Source organism: Microcystis sp. M53602_WE12 (assembly GCF_030065455.1).
Lineage (GTDB): Bacteria > Cyanobacteriota > Cyanobacteriia > Cyanobacteriales > Microcystaceae > Microcystis > Microcystis aeruginosa.
Window position 1 is genome coordinate 1 of the sequence record NZ_JASJFB010000483.1, and the last position, 16,874, is coordinate 16,874.

Consider the following 16,874-nt stretch of genomic DNA (forward strand, 5'->3'; position numbering starts at 1 on the left):
ACCTGAGTATCCTAGCATTGTTCCCAGTATTATTACTACTAATACTATCCATAAAGGGTGTCTTTTTCCTTTATCTTTCCGAAAGTCCTTGACTTGTTTCAGTTTTTCTATTAAGCTCAACATATATTTAAAAGGTTGGCGGTCACTTCTCATTTTACAAAGACAGTGATCGCTTTTACTTTTGATATTCTGATGGGAGAATGAAATAGCCCTACGTTGACGCGACCACCCTAAAAAAGTGGCGTGGTGAGGAATCGCCGTCCGTTTTACGCCGGCGAGGATGTCAAATGATCGAGTTAAACCTTAGCCCAAGATGCTACCATGGAGATCGAACGTCTTAACGCCCTTTCCGATAATTATATTTTCCTCCTCTACGATCGAGCGCAAAAAATCGCAGCCGTGGTGGATCCGGCGGAACCTGAACCCGTTTTCAGGCGATTAGAGGCTTTACAGGTGGATTTAGTCGCTATTTTCAATACCCATCACCACGGCGACCATGTGGGGGCTAATCAGGCTTTAATTAATCGTTATCCCCATCTTTGTGTTTATGGGGGAAAGGAGGATCGCGGTCGCATTCCGGGGCAGCAGCTGTTTTTAGCGGAGGGGGATCGGGTGGAATTTGCCGGTCGCTCGGCCGAGGTTTTCTTTGTCCCCGGCCACACTCGCGCTCATATTGCCTACTATTTTCCCCCAGTTAACCCCGGAGATTACGGCGAGTTATTCTGTGGTGATACCCTGTTTTCGGGGGGTTGTGGTCGTTTATTTGAGGGAACACCGGGGCAAATGGTGGCTTCTTTAACTAAATTGCGATCGCTGCCTGACCAAACCAGGGTTTGGTGCGCTCACGAATATACGTTAAATAATTTAAAGTTTGCCTTGACAGTTGACCCTAATAATGCTGCTCTGCAACAGCGTTATCGGGAAGTGGAGAAAAATCGCGCCCAAGATATTCCCACGATTCCAGCAATTTTGGGGACGGAAAAGCTGACTAATCCTTTTTTGCGTTGGGATAGTCCCGCTTTGGCAATGACCATGGATAGCAACGAACCAGTACAAGTGTTTGCACGGCTGCGGGGGAAAAAAGATAATTTTTAAGTAGTCGTGCCAAATAAATTTCCTAGTGAAGAAAGGCAATAGGCAATAGGCAATAGGCAAGGGGGTAGGGGGGATTCATGGTAGGGTTGATTCATGGTAGGGTTGATTCATGGTAGGGTTGATTCATGAATCAACCCTACTAGGGGGTAGGGGGGATCCAAGGCAAAATCGATCTCTAAAAGCTCAAAGGTTGCGGATCTAACTTCAAATCGGCAAGACTGACCTCACCGTGACCATTTACCGCCACCTCTAGGGGCAAATTGCCGTGATAAGCTTGGATTAACAGGGTTTTTAAGTCCTCGATCAGGGGATAACGGGGATTGGCTCCGGTACACTGATCATCGAAAGCTTGTTCGGCTAAATGGTCTAATTTGGCCATAAATTCGGCTTCACTTTCGGGAATTACCTCTTTAATACTGGCCGGAATACCGATTTCCCGTTTTAGACATTCGATCGCTAATACCAATCTTTCCACACTTTCGGTCTCGCTTTCTCCCCCCAATCCCAAGGAATGAGCGATCCTGGCATAGCGCCACTTCACGTTAGGATATTTGTACTGAGAGAAGGTGGCCTGTTTAAAGGGGGCATCGGTGGCATTATAGAGGATGACGTGGGAAATCATCAAGGCATTGGCCAGACCGTGGGGAATGTGGAAAATGGCCCCCAATTGGTGGGCCATGGAGTGACAGATGCCTAAAAAGCCATTAGCGAAGGCCATTCCTGCCATTGTCGCCGCATAATGGACTTTTTCCCGCGCTTTCGGGTCTTTAGCTCCGTTATGATAGGAACTGGGCAAGTATTTAAACAGCAGTCGGATGGCATCTTGAGCAAGAGCATTGGTGTACTCTGAGGCTAAAACCGAGACGTAGGCCTCAAGAGCGTGAGTTAAAGCGTCAATTCCGCCGTAGGCTGTTAATTTTTTCGGCATATTTAGCACTAATTCCGGATCGACGATGGCCATGCTGGGAGTTAGGGCATAATCTGCCAGAGGATACTTAATATTATTACGGCGATCGGTCACGACGGCGAAGGGAGTCACTTCCGATCCTGTTCCCGAAGTGGTGGGAATACAAACCATCAGAGCTTTTTCGCCTAAAGGGGGCAATTCATAGACTCGTTTGCGGATATCCATAAAACGCATGGCCAAGCTCTCGAATTCTATCTCTGGATGCTCGTAGAGTAGCCACATAATTTTAGCGGCATCCATGGGGGAACCGCCACCGATAGCGATAATCACATCGGGATTGAAGGTATTAATGACATTTAACCCCCGTTCGACGGTTTCTAGGGAAGGATCGGGTTCCACATCATAAAAGATATTAATCGTGATGCCGATTTCTTCTAAAACTTCCTCTAAAGGTGCGGTAACTCCTAGGTCAAAAAGAGGTTTATCGGTGACAATAAAGGCCCGTTTTTTGCCGGCTAATTCCCGAATAGCGACCGGTAATGACCCGTATTTAAAATATACTTTTGGTGGTACTCGGAACCAAAGCATATTTTCCCGGCGCTCGGCCACGGTTTTAATATTTAATAGGTGGGTAGGTTCGACGTTTTCGCTGATGGAATTACCGCCCCAAGTGCCACAACCGAGGGTTAAACTAGGATCGAGACGGAAGTTATAGATATCACCGATCGCACCTTGGGAGGAAGGGGTATTAATTAATACCCGGGCCGTTTCTACGTTGTCTTCAAAGCGTTTAATATGTTCCCGATTTGAGGGTGCGGTATAAAGCACGGCCGTATGACCTCGACCCGCAAATAAGACCAGTTTTTCGGCTTTTTTCACCCCATCTTCAAAGTCTTTCGCTCGGTACATAGCTAAAATTGGCGAGAGTTTTTCGTAGGAAAATGGTTCCTCTAAACCAATATTTTCTACTTCTCCGATTAGTAATCGGGTATCTTCGGGAACGGAAATTCCGGCCATGGCGGCTAATTTTTCCACTGGTTGCCCGACGATATCGGGGTTGATATGACCATCTTTTAGGAGAATCCCGACGACTTTTTCCCTTTCTTCGGGGGAAAGAAGATAGGCCCCGCGATCAATAAATTCCTGTCGAACTTCTTCATAGATGCTATCGACAACGATTACCGATTGTTCGGAGGCGCAAATCATGCCGTTATCGAAGGTTTTACTGAGAATAATCGAGGAAACGGCCATTTTTATGTGAGCGGTTTCGTCAATTAAAGCGGGGGTATTGCCGGCACCGACTCCTAGGGAAGGTCTTCCGGAAGAATAGGCCGCTTTTACCATACCGGGACCGCCGGTAGCAAGGATTAAATTAATGCTGGGATGTTGCATTAATGCTTGGGAAAGTTCCACCGATGGCTGATCGATCCAACCAATAATACCGGCCGGCGCACCCGCTTTGACGGCCGCTTCCAAGACAATTTTGGCCGCCGCGATGGTGCAGTCTTTCGCTCGCGGATGGGGGGAAAAAATGATGCCGTTGCGGGTTTTCAGGGCAATTAGGGCTTTAAAAATGGCTGTAGAGGTGGGATTTGTGGTGGGTACGATCCCCGCTAAAATGCCCACGGGTTCGGCGATTTTTTGCAATCCAAAGGATTTATCTTCTTCGATAATGCCGCAGGTTTTGCTGTGTTTATACTTGTTGTAGATGATTTCTGAGGCAAAATGGTTTTTAATCACTTTATCCTCTATTACCCCCATCCCTGTCTCTTGTACGGCCATTTTAGCCAGGGGAATGCGAGCGTTGTTAGCTGCTAATGCCGCTTTTTTGAAGATAAGATCTACTTGTTCTTGGCTATAGTTGGCAAATTGTTGTTGAGCTTTTTTTACCTGTTGAATGAGTTCTTCTAGCTCTTGTCTATTGGTAACTATCATAACAATTTTGTCGAAAAAATTAGGCATTTTATTCTACTCTAGCGTTTTTCGGCAGGGGATTCGCTTAATCTTGGGATTTTCTTTATAGTTTCCTAAGCATTGGTATTATAGGATACTAATCCTAAATCCATTGAGCATAGGTTACATATCAGGACAGGCACTCATGCAAGAGGCACTCATGCAAAGGGGAGAATAAATAATCAGTTTTTAATAACTGGATTTAGTATAAATTAGGATTGACCAGTACCTAGAAAAAGTTTGAGGACAGAGACTCAATGATCAAGTTACCAGAAATTCAAGCTGGTGTTCGAGAAGCTGGTTCTATTCCGCACTCCTTGAGTGAAAAGTTTAAAGTTGATCACAGCTTGGCAACGGATTCAGGGTGAGATTCAACATCAAACTAGGATATCTCTAAACTCTAAAAAATCAATATCTTCAGAGCCACCGAATCAAAGAGAATTAAATCACTCAATTTTGATGATATTTTGAATGATTAATCTAAACCCAGTTTCTTGGCGAAATTTTTCCATCCTCTCCTGTTGTGAACTCTGAAAGGTAGGCTTTTTGTTATTGGCAATGTAGGCTTTTCTAGATGAATAATCCTCTCTACCATGATTTTCAATAAATACCCGAATTGTGTTTCTTAGTTGCTCTTCTCCGTCTCCTACCCACCCCGAATTTTTCCCCTTTCGTTCTTTTAATTCTACAAAAATCAAACAATTAGCATAGGTCAGCATTCCATCACAGCGTTTATCCATACCACTACCATCGACTTTTCTAATTTCAATACATTTATCAATAGCGGTAAATGTCACTTCAATTTCTTGATAGTTTTCCACAATAGCAATCCAATCCCTGGGATTTTCTGTATCTAAATAAGCGGGAGTTTCTGGGGGAAATGGCGGATCACAAATTCCAAATTCATGCCGATGGGTTTGACTCTGACATTTTTTATCAAAGAAATTGATCTTCATAACTGTTCTTCGATTTCCAGTAAATCATCAAAAAGCTGATTTGTCTCTCCTAGGGAAAGATTGAGATAATTTTCATCAGAAGGTAAACCATTATATGTAGCAAGTTCTCGGATTTCTCCTTGCTCTGTTAATTCATATACAATAGCATCTTCTGCCGCTATACAAGAGGCTTTCGGGACAATTTGGTTGAGCTTTTCTTGGAGATAATCGGCGTTAGAAATCGCTGATGATAGGATTTTTTTGATAACTTTATCTGCTTTGATAGCTAGGGTTAGATCGTTGATAATATAAGGACTATGAGTAGTTAAAATTAGTTTATTTCCCTGGGTTAAATTGGCAAATTCAAATAATTTATATAAAATCTTTTTCTGAGATTGAGGAAATAGATTCTGCTCGATTTCTTCCACAATATTTACAAAACACTCATTGCGGTATTTAGAAGATAATACTTCTAGTGCCACCTTTTTTAGTTTATCGGAAAGATTATCATTAGAGATAATTTTCTCGATTTCCATTTTTAATCTTTTTTGCTCCTCTCCACTGAGTTCATTGCGGGAAGTTTCTTGAGTTCGATTAATCGATAAAGCAATATTTCGAGAAACGAGAAATAAAGGAACAAAAGACTGAAAACCACTGGAAGCTTCTGATAGATTTAGTTGATAATCACTACCCACAATCTTGGCCAGTCTATTGAGTTTATCAAATTCCAATTTAACCTCACCTACTGGCAAAGTCAAACTGCCAGATAATTCCTGTTGTGAGCGATCCAATTCTTCCCAGAAAGTATATAATGATTCTGGCAGTCCTTTGAGTTTTTCTGGCCATCTTACTGCACTCAAAAAGTTTCGCTCTGCTGGTACATACATAATTTTTGGTACTCGATACTTTGAATTATCAGTACGCTCGATCGATAATTTAGCATTTTCAAAACTAATTCGATAAACATCTCCATTGTATTCAATTTGGGTTTCGGGTAAAAAGTAATTGGTTAAATTTTGGTATTGACAAAAAGATTTAACAAAACGATTATATTTAGTCACATATTTTTCCTCTAAATCCCCACGATATAGAGCTTTTTCCAACCAGCTTAATGTTGATATTAATTTAGCAATGCTACTTTTTCCAGTTCCTTGATTACCGATAAAAATCGTTACTTTCCGAACGTCGATAAAACCATCATTTTCTAGTAAACCCGCCTTAATTGGACCGAAGTTTTTAACTTTAATTTGGCTCATTGTTACCCCCTTGATTGACGATAAGTAGCTGGTTATAATTAAATTAAAAATGGATTTTAGGTTCGATCCCCCCTGCCCCCCTTGATAAGGGGGGTGCCGATCCCCCCTTAGTCCCCCCTTGATAAGGGGGGTGCCGATCCCCCCTTAGTCCCCCCTTGATAAGGGTGGTGCCGATAGGCGGGGGGATCCCCCCTTGATAAGGGTGGTGCCGATCCCCCCTTAGTCCCCCCTTAATCCCCCCTTGATAAGGGGGGCATCTGATAATTTTTAACGCCTACCTACTTAATAAATTTTGGGCAGTAATTTGTCCTGAAAAAAAGCTCGTGTTGAACACGAGCTAAATTAACTAACTTCAAGGACTAATTAGCCACCGACTTTAACTACCGGTTTAAAACTGGGAACCACCAGTTCACTATCCTGTTTAGTCAGCTTATTGTATAAGCGTTCCGTATTGGGGAAATTAGCGGCTGGTAGAGTCGGGAAACGACGATAGGGAACCGTATCTTCACCAAATAATTGTAGGTATTCCATGCTATTAACCATGGCACCGATAAAGGCCTTTAATCCCTTAGTTGCCAGAATTTGGTTATATTTCTGGATTTCTTTTTGATTCAAGGGAGCGCGACCTAAGAAGTGCTTGGTTCCCAATTCAATTACTTTCGTATTCGGATAGGGAGCATAGAATTCTTTCAGGTAAAGATCCGAACAACCTAAACCCTCAATAAACTCTTTCACCGTGATCTCAGCATTGCTTAATTTACTCTCTAAAGCGGTAAATTCGGCATTGATGATATAGGGTTCGAGATCCCGTTCAAAAATCTGACGATAGGCGGCGCGAACAGTATTTTGTACGGCAACTTTATCCAGATTAGTTAACAGTTTAAAGATCTTAGTTTGTTCCCGTTGAACCGTGACACCTTGACCGACACGAGATTGAATATCGGGTTCAGTGCGAATTGAGACCGAAGGTGTACCCAATTCAATAAAGCGCGGGGTTTCCTCTTTATCAACTCTTTGGCCGATATCTTCGCGGAGATTGCCCAAACGCACCATCCGTAACTGCATCCCTTGGGGAGTTAGATAGCGCTCGTAGGGAACCGTATCTTCACCAAAAGCTTCCGTATATTCAGGACTGTCGATAAGGGCATCGATTAAAGCATAGAAGCCTTTTTTCGAGCAAAGATCGAAGTATTGATTCATTTCCTGACGACCGTAGGTGGGACGACCGAGCAGACGACGGTGAATATATTCGATCGCTTTCACCACATAGAGAGGAGTCCAGTAGATTTTCCGGAAAGCCTCGGATTTAGCTAGGGTTTTGATAAACTCGCGCAGAGTAATATCGCCATTTTCTAACTTAATCTCGGCCACGGATAAACGCTGACCTTCGTAGGGCATTCGACCGAAAACCTGACGATAAGCCGCTAAAATCACTCTTTGGGTGGAACTTTCGCCAAATTTAACGCTTACTCCATTGCTAGAACCGGGTAACTCGTTATTGAGACGGAAAACTTTCGGTCCCAAAGTACCGGGGAATTCACCTCGGGCGCCGGGGTTGCTATTTTGGTTATTAGTGGCAGGTCCGCGGTGGATGAGGATACGTTTGGTATCTTTACCGAAGGGAGCGGGACTAGAACTAGGTTCGCGGGTTTCTTTCGGGAAAATTGCCCCAAATTGGATTTCTAGGGGATCATTTCCGGAACCGTAAACGTGCTGATCCGGTAAGGGGCGATCGTATTTAGCAAAGGTGGTGATAAATTGGGGAACTTTGCGGAAAGGTGCGCTGTAGTTAAACAGGTCGATCTGCATCCCCCAGTTGCGACATTCCTGCGCTTCTGCACCCAAACCCCGGAGATAGGGAACGGTTTCTTCGCCGAAATAGTCGGAATATTCCTGAGAATCGACTAAAGCATCGATTAACGCCGCTAAACCGCCGCTAGAGACGATCGAGAAGTATTTCTGCACTTCTTCCCGGGAGGAAGGACCGCGACCGAGGAAATGACGAAAAGCCAATTCTAGGGCGCGACTATTGATAAAAGGTTCAAAGAACTGTTTACGATAGAGAGGCGATTTACCGAGACGACGGACGAATTCTTTCATCGAGATGTCGCCGTTTTTCACCTTCGATTCTAGGTCAGAAATGGACTGACTATAGGCGCGGGTGATGTCCCGTTCAAAAATTTGTCTGTAGGCAGCCTTGATAATCGAAGATTTTTCCGACTCCGATAAACCGGTTTTCATGACAAACTTTTGCCGTTTTTCGGCACCATTGTAGTAGCTTTGGGGAAGACTTAAACCCTGTTGGTCACTACTGGGACGCTGACGCAGTTTATTAGAGGGGGTGGGGGCTTTTAATTCCCCTAGTAGGATATTGAAATAGTCACTGATTAAAGTGGCCGCATCCTTGTCTCTCTGGAAATACTCGATCGAAGCGGCCCGCATTTCCTGTAGGGCCACGATGGTGGCATCAATAGAACAGGCATTTTCGAGAACTTCCCTTAAACCGCGGGTATTAACGATCAGGATACTGGTATCACCAGCCACGATCGCATAGGTAATATAACGCAGGAACCAGGATAAATCCCGGAGGGACTTCTGCATATTGCTCGGACCGTAACGAGAGACGTTAATCGGTCGGAATCCGGGGGGAATCGGGCCGCTAGAGGCGAAAATCCCCTTTAAGCCACCGAGGATGCCACTACCGCCACCAGACCCGCTTTCAGCGTAGGTAACGGTTCCTAATTTCATCCCTTCCTGGACGTTGATAACTTTACCCGCACCCACCAGGGCCAATTCTTCCACGGGGGGTTTTTCTAGGTAGGCCATGGGTGAACCACCGGTAAAAATCCGGTTAGCTGCCCGCGAGACGATCAGATCGGAGTTCCGGGTGAGCGTTTGGGCAATATCTAAACGCTTGCTCCCCGATTGGAAGTAGGCGATCAGTTCGTTGAGTTCGGGTTTATCGAGAAAGCGGTCTTGTTGTTCTGCTTGGGTAATGGCAGATACTGGGACGGTTTGATAGAGTTGGGGACGCGCTAAGGAGCTGCCACCGCTTGCCTTAAGACTCATTGGATTTTAACTATCTCCCTTGACGATGTGCTGAGTTCTCCAATCGTGGAGGCGATCGGTCTTAAAACCAGATGTTTAAAAATTTAATCAGCATCTAGATTAAAACTTTTTGCGCTTCCTGAGATAGTTTATTAAGAATTATATAGATTTTTTTCGCTCAAGTTGCCGATTGGTCTATTCTGACACCCCACCTGTATGGGAGGCTAACCAGTCTAAATAGGTCTGTGAACCCGCCACAATCGGTAAAGCGATGATTTCTGGGACGGCATAGCTATGAAGTTCCTGTATCTTCGCCGATAACTGCTCAAACTGCTTTAAATCGGTTTTGATCACTAATTGCCATTCGCTCTCGTTTTCAATCTGTCCCTGCCAACGATAAATGGAACGAATCGGGTAAATACTGACACAAGCTGCCAAGCGCTCGTTAAGTAAGGCGATCGCTAGGTGTTCCGCTTCCGTTTCGCTGGCCGTTGTCACCAGCACCACTCCAAAACCGATTAATCTTTCAGTCATACTAAATCCTTTGAGTATAGGCTACATATCAGGACAGGCAAAAGGCAATAGGCAACAGGCAAAAGGCAATAGGAGGAATAGATAATCAGTCTTTGATAACTGATCACTGATAACTGATAACTGAATTTAGGTGATCACTTTTTCTAAAGCGGCCAGATCGGGAATACAGAGATATTCCTGCCGTCGTTGAATCAGTCCTTTTTTCTGCAATTTGGTCAGGGAGCGGGTCACGGTTTCCCGGGCCAAGCCACTAATACCACTCAATTCCCGGTGAGGTAAATTAGGAATTATCGCACCCTGACCGCTTTTTTCTCCTTGACCTTCGGCTAAAAAGAGTAAAGTATCGGCGACTCTGGAGAGACTATCGGCCTCGCGCAAACGTAAACGCCGGTTAACTTGACGCAAACGCTTGGCCATTAACTGAGAAAGACGAATTCCCGCTAAAGGCTCCGATTTGAGCAGATTAACAAAATCTTGGGCGGGAATACTGCTAATTGTGGCCGTGGTTAAGGTGATAGCATCGCTGGAGCGGGTAGATTTGTCTAAAGCGGCCATTTCTCCGACTATTTCCCCTTTACCGACGATATTTAAGGTGACTTCTTTACCCGACCTATCGTAAGTACGAATTTTCACCCAACCATCCAGAATAAAGTAAACCGAACCACCCCAATCATTTTCTAATAAAATCGCCCGATTAGCAGGATGAGTTCGGGTGACAGCATGAGAAGTAACTTTATCGAGGGTTTCAGGGGGCAAACCGACCAATAAGGTGGCTGTATCCAATAATTTTTGAATCTCTGCTGATTTTTCCGCAGGATAGCGTTTTTCTTCCATGGTTTAATATTTAAATTTTGTTCGTTTTAGGCAGGTGATTCTACAATGGAAAGTTGTGGGTATTTTTAATGATCCAGTGACCGATAAACAGGATTTTTACTCCCTACTGACCGAGATCGATCGGATTCTTGCCAAGGTGATTTCCTCTCTAGTTAACCCGCAAGAAGTTACTTCCGAGACAATTATCGCCACTCGTCAACATTTAGAATCGGCCAGAGTGATGCTTTCTCCCTTATTGTTGCCCGCTCCAACCCCTGAAGTTGCCCGTTGGTCCCTGGGAATGGAGGTGCAACCAGAGGGGGTAAAAGTTGTCTTTTTTCGGGAAAGCCAGGGACTGATCGATTTTTATCCTCTTTCTTGGAGTCTGGCAACGGGAACAAGCGATCTCTTACCCTGCTCTCAGGTGGAAGAATATCTAATTAGTTGGCTATCTAATCGGGATTTTAGCACCGATTCTTGGCTCTGGGAAGCCCTAGATCGATTAGAAGCTATTATTATCACCGATGACGGGGAAACCCCCACGGATGACCTGAAAAAAGCCCTTCTCACAGCGCAACTAATACCCCCCGATCGCCTATCTAGTCTAGAAACAGCGCTCGCTACTGCTCTGGCCCATATTCCCACTAGCGACCAACCCCAACCCCAAACCCTACTGGTTATCGAAGGGAAGCGGGAGACCACCACTTTAGCAATAGTGGAAGTCCCACCGCAAACTCGCTCTTTATCCCGTCAAGCGATCGCTCTGAGCCATTTTAACTACGGGGAAAACACCTATGAACGGGCCATACTCTCTCACTTAATTTATCCTCTCTGGCGTTCTTTTTTGCCTCTTTCCCGCTCCGATCTCACCGATACTAATCCCTTAAAAAAATCTTTACTGGCAGCCGCTAGATTAACCAAATTAATCCTGCAAGAAGAAAGCGAATTTACCTCCTCTCTAGCCGGTCATACTTGGACGGTCAGTCGCACCGATTTAAATAAGAAGGTCATTATACCATATCTAGATAATTTAAGACAAAAAATTAATGATTTGTTAGAAAAACAGCAAAAAAGTCTTGAGGATATCGATCAAATAATTTTTAGCGGTAATTTTTTCTTAACCATTTGGCCCTATTTTATAACAGAAATACAGCAAGAATTTGCTGGTTGCAATCTAGAGTCCCCCAGTCAGGAAAACTTCTCACCAGTAATCTTGGGTTTGGGTCGTCTCTGTTTATTTTCGGCTCTTAGAGGTGAGAAGGTCAATAATGCTTAAAAACATCAACGTCAGAAGTAAAACGTAGGGTGCGTTAGACGGCCAAAATTGCTGCTTTGACTTGAAGGTAACAATCCGTCGTAACGCACCACCTATCATCAACTAAGTAGCCGGTTACAATTAAAGATAAAATACAAAGAACCAGAACCCTGTCCCACTATCTCACAATTAATTGAGATTACTTACTTAACTGGTGCGTGGGGCGCAGATTGCTAATTTTGTTTTTTTATTCAAGGTTATTGCCGCAAACACGCCCCCGACATTATTGCTAAATGTTAAATTTTATTACAGGATGCAACATTGGTGGTCTAGATGGATTTAGATTATCCACATAAATGGTCAATTAAATACCCTCTTTATCTGATTTGCCCTGCCATCACCTCAGTTATTAGTTATCGGTGGAGATTGTTAAGTAAACAGTAATATTTCCCCATGACGGATTTAATTCTACAAAATCGTTACAAAGTCTTGCGATTAATTGCCGATGGTGGTTTCGGAGAGACTTTTTTGGCAGAAGATAGCCAAATGCCTTCAAAACGTCTCTGTCTGATTAAACAGCTAAAACCGATTAATGACAATCCCCAGGTTCACAATCTCGTCAAAGAAAGGTTTGAGCGAGAAGCGGCTATCCTGGAAAAATTGAGCGAAAATAGTCCCCAAATTCCCAAACTATACGCTTATTTTGAGGAAAATAATCAATTTTATTTAGTCGAGGAATTTATCGAGGGAGAAACTCTCAGCCAAAGAATACAGAGTAAAGGAGTTTTTACCGATGATCAAGTCAAAGAGATTTTAGTTAGTATTCTACAGGTTTTAATTTATGTTCACGGACAAAAAATTATCCATCGAGATATAAAACCCGATAATATCATTCTACGGATTTATGATAATTTACCGTTCCTAATTGATTTCGGTGCAGTTAAAGAAACTATGGGAACGGTGGTTTCTAATTCGGGGCATTCTCTTAATTCTATTGTTATCGGTACTCCCGGTTTTATGCCATCAGAACAAGCGATCGGTCGTCCGGTTTATAGTAGTGATCTCTACGCTTTAGGATTGACGGCTATTTATCTACTAACTGGCAAAACTCCTGAAATGCTAGAGAGCGATCCGATGACAGGAAAAATTTATTGGCGGCAGTTCGCTTTAGATACTAATATCAGTTTAGCAGCCGTCCTAGATAAAACTATTTCACCGCGCTCTAACGAACGTTATTTAACCGCAAAAGAGATGTTAGAAGCGCTACAAAATACCCCATCAATTGTAGCAACAAATATCGTTCTCCCCGCTCCTCCCGCTCCTACTCAAGTAATTTCTCCTGTAACTTCAAAACCTGTTTCTAATCCCCGCACGTTACCTGAATGGGTGAAAGCGATAATTATAGGGAGTATGATCGGTACTGGCATTTTAGGTGGTTTTGTCTTAAGTTATTATCTCTCAAATTATTCTGGAGATGAGTCAATTTCTCCGTCACCTTCCCCAGAAAATCAAGACTCAGATATTACCATTAATAATGAGTTTCCTAAACCTGTGTGTGGAGATGAGAATATCACCGATACTTACTATAAAGTTGTAGTAACTGATGAGGATAGTTTAGAGAGAGTTAAAAATAACTTTTGTCGCGATGCTTTTGTTAATGATGGTAATATTCAGGTAGCAACTTTTAGTGACTTAAATCGCGCTCAAGATTTACAAAGGCAACTAATTAAATACTTTAATCAAGTTAAAATCACCCAAGGTGTCATCGATACCTCACCCAGTCCTGAAGCTGTCTATTCCCCCAGTCCTGAACCCGTCTATTCACCTGTTCCTCAACAGACAGTTAACTCTATTTCTCGTTCAGAAGCGGTGGATTTAATCGAGCGCTGGTTAAAGGCAAAAAGAGATATTTTCGGTCCCTCCTATCAAACCTATTTAGGAGAAGAATTACTTACAGGTAAAGCTTATGATTACAACATAAAACGCTCTGATGGTCAAGAAAGTTCTTCCGAATGGTTAGCTAATAATAGTGCTTATTATATCTATGGAGTTCAGAGAATAGATTCAGTTAATAATTTTACATCCTCTGGTGATCAAGCTACAGTGGATGTGGTGGTTACTGAAGAAAGAACCCTCTATAATAATCAGGGTAAAATTGATCGAAAAAATAGTGCTTTTACTACCTCATTGGTTCGCTATAATCTCCAAAATGATCGGGGACGATGGAAAATAGCTCAATATAGAACCATTAAAAATTTAGCTCGTAGATAAGTTGAATTAATCACAAAGTAGAAACAAAAAAATGAAAAACAACTCAGATAACAAAAAAACAGAGACATCTAACTACAATTATGAATACCATACTGGTATATCAGATATAAAGTTTCTGTTGATATCTAGCTTAGTCGCGATGACTTTTGCTGTGGTCGGTTTTTTAATCTTCAATCAATCTCAGAAAACAACAAATGTAACTGATGATAAGTCCTCCATATCTTACAGAAAATCTCCTCAGTCAATAATTAATAAAACCCCAGATATACCCACACTTAAAACTCCTATCCCTTCGCAAAATGAACTTAATAATCAACAAATTGCCTTGCCATCTTTGCCTGTTACTGATCATAATAATCGTATCAATTTTCAAAAAACGTTTATTTATACTCCCGATAGACCGCCAAATTTTAAGGGGAACGACCAACTACAATCTATTATTAAAAATGTTACTGATTATGTTGCAGAGAATAACTTACCAACTGAGAAATTATCAATTAGCTTAATCGATTTTAAAACCAATAGTAGCGAAAATTATCAAGGAAATATAGGAAGATTTCCTGCTAGTGTTGTCAAGCTTTTTTGGCTAGTTGCTCTGTACGGTTATGTTAATTATCACCAAGGAGATATAGGAGAATATACTATTGAAATTCAAGAAATGATCGGAAAGTCAGACAATGAAGAATCAAGTAATATTGTTGATGCTATCACTGGAGCAAAATCAAATCATAAAAATATGAGCCAGTCAGACTATCAAGAGTGGTTAAAAAAAAGAAATCTACTTAATCAATATTTTGTTGATGCAGGTTATAATGGTATCAATATTAACCAAAAAACCTATCCCATTCCTTCTAAAAAAATGTTTAAACCTCAAGGTGCTGATTTAAAAATGAGAGGCAATGATCCTAAAAATCCGATTAGAAATAAAATTACAACTGAACAAGCTGCTAGATTAATGTATGAAATTATTACAGGACAAGCTATATCACCAGAATCTAGTCAGGAGATGCGATACTATTTGAACAGAATAAACATGATGCAAGATGGCAGCTGGAAAAATATTGACCCGAATCAAGGTCAAGGTCATTTTAATCCCATTAAAGGATTTTTTGGTGAATATTTTGCCAACAGTGACCCTAAAAATATCCAAGAATTTGCTTCTAAAGCTGGTTGGACAAGTGACAGTCGTAGTGAGGTAGCTTATATTAATGATGGTCAAGTTGCCTATATTTTAGCTGTATTTACCCAAGATGCTGCCTACGCTCAAAATTGGCAAATTTTCCCAAAAATTTCTGAATTAGTCTATCAAAAAATGCAGCAAATGGACTCAAAGTATAACACCCCTTAACATCTTTTCCCAATTCTTACTTTAGTGACCCTGAAGATAAAGACAACCGAACCGATTCTATTCAGAATCATCATTATAAATATCTTGGAGAGTTTTATTTTCGTAGCGTTCCTGATCTTGATTTTTGCCGCGACGGGAAGGACGACGATATTTTTTATTGGCTAATTTGGGTTCGTAGGTTTCTTGACCTGCTTCTTTAATTTTTAACTTTAAACTTGACTCTTTTGTGCTAGTTTTCTGTAATGTCTGTTCTCGTGCGATCGCTTCTTCTAAAAACTCTAAATAATGTTGGTAACGTTCCCAATCTCCCCTCACCACACAGTTAGGTTCCCGACGATGAGTACAATCATTAAATTGACAATTTCCTAAAGCTAAACGCTGTCTCACTTCCGGAAAATAAAAAGTTAATTGTTCCGGTGAACAGTTAATATCCGGTTGGTTAAACCCCGGACTATCGGCCAATAAACCCCGATTTGGTAAAGCAAATAACTCCACATGACGGGTGGTGTGACGACCTTTTTGCAGTTTTCCCGACACATCCCCCACCCGTTGATTAATCTCAGGAATTAAGCAATTAATTAAACTCGATTTTCCCACCCCCGAGGGACCGGCCAAGAGAGTGATTTTATGGTTTAATTGTGCCAATAAAGCCTCAAATCCCCGATTTTTCTCCACACTGACAAAAAAAGGCCGGTATCCCCAACCAGCTAGGCGATCGCCCCAAATCTCTATTTGTTCCGGTTCCCCCAGATCAATTTTATTGACACAGACCGCAATTTCTAAGCCTGTGGACTCCGCTTTCACCAAAAAACGACTAATCAGCCAAGGATCGAGGACGGGTTCAGCAAGGGCAAAAACTAGCAAAATCTGCTCGATATTGGCAACGGCCGGCCGATCGATCTCGGTACTGCGGGGGAGAACTTCTGCGATCGCACCCTGTTGATCGGCAAAATTTGCTTCCTCCACGCGCACCCGATCACCAACCATCACCGACTGACCGATTTTTTGCAAGCGAGCGCGACGGGTACAGAGAAGATTATCGCCGATAACGGGAGAATCCAAGCGTACCTGATAGAAATTCGCCTGTACGGCCACCACTGTGCCGTATAAATCGGTTAATTGTCCATCTACCATTTAGGAATCGGGGCGATAGACTTTGAGAACAAAAAAGCTATCTCTGTCCTCGATCGATTCTATCTGATAACCCTCCACGGTCAGGCTAGTGGGAACCTGTTCGATCGGTTCCCCGGCATCTAACCAGACTTCCAACCGTTCCCCGGCGGGCATTTTCTCTAATTGCAATTTTGTCCGGACAAAATTAATTGGGCAGGGAGTGCCGCGCAGGTCTAAAGTCATAGTTATTTAGGGTTTGCTGAAAAAGTTTCTCCTGGGGGCAGGGTGTGGGGTGTGGGGTGTGGGGTGTGGGGTGTGGGGTGTGAGGTGTGGGGTGTGGGTGGAA

General features: G+C 42.7%; 13 protein-coding genes. 4 read left to right on the forward strand and 9 right to left on the reverse strand.

The window, feature by feature from the left end; translation table 11 throughout:
- A partial coding sequence (locus PX482_RS16035) for a transposase family protein (RefSeq protein WP_287705278.1) occupies nt 1-123 on the reverse strand: 123 nt, incomplete at its 3' end.
- 198 nt (nt 124-321) lie between these two features.
- Between PX482_RS16035 and gloB the strand changes: the two genes are divergently transcribed.
- On the forward strand, nt 322-1,095 hold the full coding sequence (gene gloB / locus PX482_RS16040; protein WP_002758783.1) for a hydroxyacylglutathione hydrolase: 774 nt from the start codon (nt 322-324) through the stop codon (nt 1,093-1,095).
- 175 nt (nt 1,096-1,270) lie between these two features.
- Here gloB and adhE read toward each other — a convergent pair whose 3' ends face one another.
- The 6 genes from adhE to PX482_RS16070 all read right to left on the reverse strand — a co-directional run bounded on the left by adhE (nt 1,271) and on the right by PX482_RS16070 (nt 10,562).
- Complete coding sequence (gene adhE, locus PX482_RS16045) at nt 1,271-3,937, reverse strand: bifunctional acetaldehyde-CoA/alcohol dehydrogenase (protein ID WP_288122680.1); 2,667 nt, start codon at nt 3,935-3,937, stop codon at nt 1,271-1,273.
- Between the two features lie 464 nt (nt 3,938-4,401).
- The gene (locus tag PX482_RS16050; protein ID WP_002758781.1) at nt 4,402-4,911 is read right to left on the reverse strand and encodes a hypothetical protein; all 510 of its coding nucleotides are present in this window, start codon (nt 4,909-4,911) and stop codon (nt 4,402-4,404) included.
- Nucleotides 4,908-6,146, reverse strand: a complete 1,239-nt coding sequence (locus tag PX482_RS16055; RefSeq protein WP_002758780.1) for an ATP-binding protein — start codon at nt 6,144-6,146, stop codon at nt 4,908-4,910. The genes PX482_RS16050 and PX482_RS16055 overlap by 4 nt, the downstream gene beginning before the upstream one ends.
- Before the next feature lie 363 nt (nt 6,147-6,509).
- Nucleotides 6,510-9,215 (reverse strand): phycobilisome rod-core linker polypeptide, encoded by a 2,706-nt coding sequence (locus tag PX482_RS16060; protein WP_288027346.1) that lies wholly within the window; start codon nt 9,213-9,215, stop codon nt 6,510-6,512.
- Nucleotides 9,216-9,389: 174 nt separating this feature from the next.
- Nucleotides 9,390-9,728, reverse strand: coding sequence for a divalent-cation tolerance protein CutA (gene cutA, locus PX482_RS16065; RefSeq protein ID WP_002758777.1), 339 nt, complete (start codon nt 9,726-9,728; stop codon nt 9,390-9,392).
- A 126-nt stretch (nt 9,729-9,854) separates the two neighbouring features.
- Nucleotides 9,855-10,562 (reverse strand): Crp/Fnr family transcriptional regulator, encoded by a 708-nt coding sequence (locus PX482_RS16070; protein ID WP_002758776.1) that lies wholly within the window; start codon nt 10,560-10,562, stop codon nt 9,855-9,857.
- 55 nt (nt 10,563-10,617) lie between these two features.
- On the opposite strand from PX482_RS16070, the gene PX482_RS16075 reads away from it, so the two are divergent.
- From PX482_RS16075 to PX482_RS16085, 3 genes are all read left to right on the forward strand, one after another.
- Nucleotides 10,618-11,817: an acetate and sugar kinases/Hsc70/actin family protein gene (locus PX482_RS16075; protein ID WP_043999037.1), complete on the forward strand. Its 1,200-nt coding sequence runs from the start codon at nt 10,618-10,620 to the stop codon at nt 11,815-11,817.
- Nucleotides 11,818-12,249: 432 nt separating this feature from the next.
- Nucleotides 12,250-14,067 carry a protein kinase domain-containing protein gene (locus tag PX482_RS16080; RefSeq protein WP_288096645.1) on the forward strand — a complete coding sequence of 606 codons (1,818 nt, stop codon included), beginning with the start codon at nt 12,250-12,252 and terminating at the stop codon, nt 14,065-14,067.
- A 139-nt stretch (nt 14,068-14,206) separates the two neighbouring features.
- On the forward strand, nt 14,207-15,415 hold the full coding sequence (locus PX482_RS16085; RefSeq protein ID WP_288122677.1) for a serine hydrolase: 1,209 nt from the start codon (nt 14,207-14,209) through the stop codon (nt 15,413-15,415).
- 57 nt (nt 15,416-15,472) lie between these two features.
- Here the strand turns inward: PX482_RS16085 and rsgA are convergent, their stop codons facing one another.
- On the reverse strand, nt 15,473-16,549 hold the full coding sequence (gene rsgA / locus PX482_RS16090; RefSeq protein WP_079209726.1) for a small ribosomal subunit biogenesis GTPase RsgA: 1,077 nt from the start codon (nt 16,547-16,549) through the stop codon (nt 15,473-15,475).
- Complete coding sequence (locus PX482_RS16095; protein WP_002792863.1) at nt 16,550-16,771, reverse strand: sulfurtransferase TusA family protein; 222 nt, start codon at nt 16,769-16,771, stop codon at nt 16,550-16,552.
- Between the last annotated feature and the right edge of the window lie 103 nt (nt 16,772-16,874).

Bases quoted from the DNA above. Each gene is read 5' to 3' on its own strand.
- gloB (WP_002758783.1), top strand. From the start codon at position 322: ATGGAGATCGAACGTCTTAACGCCCTTTCCGATAATTATATTTTCCTC.
- adhE (WP_288122680.1), bottom strand. From the start codon at position 3,937: ATGATAGTTACCAATAGACAAGAGCTAGAAGAACTCATTCAACAGGTA.
- PX482_RS16050 (WP_002758781.1), bottom strand. From the start codon at position 4,911: ATGAAGATCAATTTCTTTGATAAAAAATGTCAGAGTCAAACCCATCGG.
- PX482_RS16055 (WP_002758780.1), bottom strand. From the start codon at position 6,146: ATGAGCCAAATTAAAGTTAAAAACTTCGGTCCAATTAAGGCGGGTTTA.
- PX482_RS16060 (WP_288027346.1), bottom strand. From the start codon at position 9,215: ATGAGTCTTAAGGCAAGCGGTGGCAGCTCCTTAGCGCGTCCCCAACTC.
- cutA (WP_002758777.1), bottom strand. From the start codon at position 9,728: ATGACTGAAAGATTAATCGGTTTTGGAGTGGTGCTGGTGACAACGGCC.
- PX482_RS16070 (WP_002758776.1), bottom strand. From the start codon at position 10,562: ATGGAAGAAAAACGCTATCCTGCGGAAAAATCAGCAGAGATTCAAAAA.
- PX482_RS16080 (WP_288096645.1), top strand. From the start codon at position 12,250: ATGACGGATTTAATTCTACAAAATCGTTACAAAGTCTTGCGATTAATT.
- PX482_RS16085 (WP_288122677.1), top strand. From the start codon at position 14,207: ATGACTTTTGCTGTGGTCGGTTTTTTAATCTTCAATCAATCTCAGAAA.
- rsgA (WP_079209726.1), bottom strand. From the start codon at position 16,549: ATGGTAGATGGACAATTAACCGATTTATACGGCACAGTGGTGGCCGTA.
- PX482_RS16095 (WP_002792863.1), bottom strand. From the start codon at position 16,771: ATGACTTTAGACCTGCGCGGCACTCCCTGCCCAATTAATTTTGTCCGG.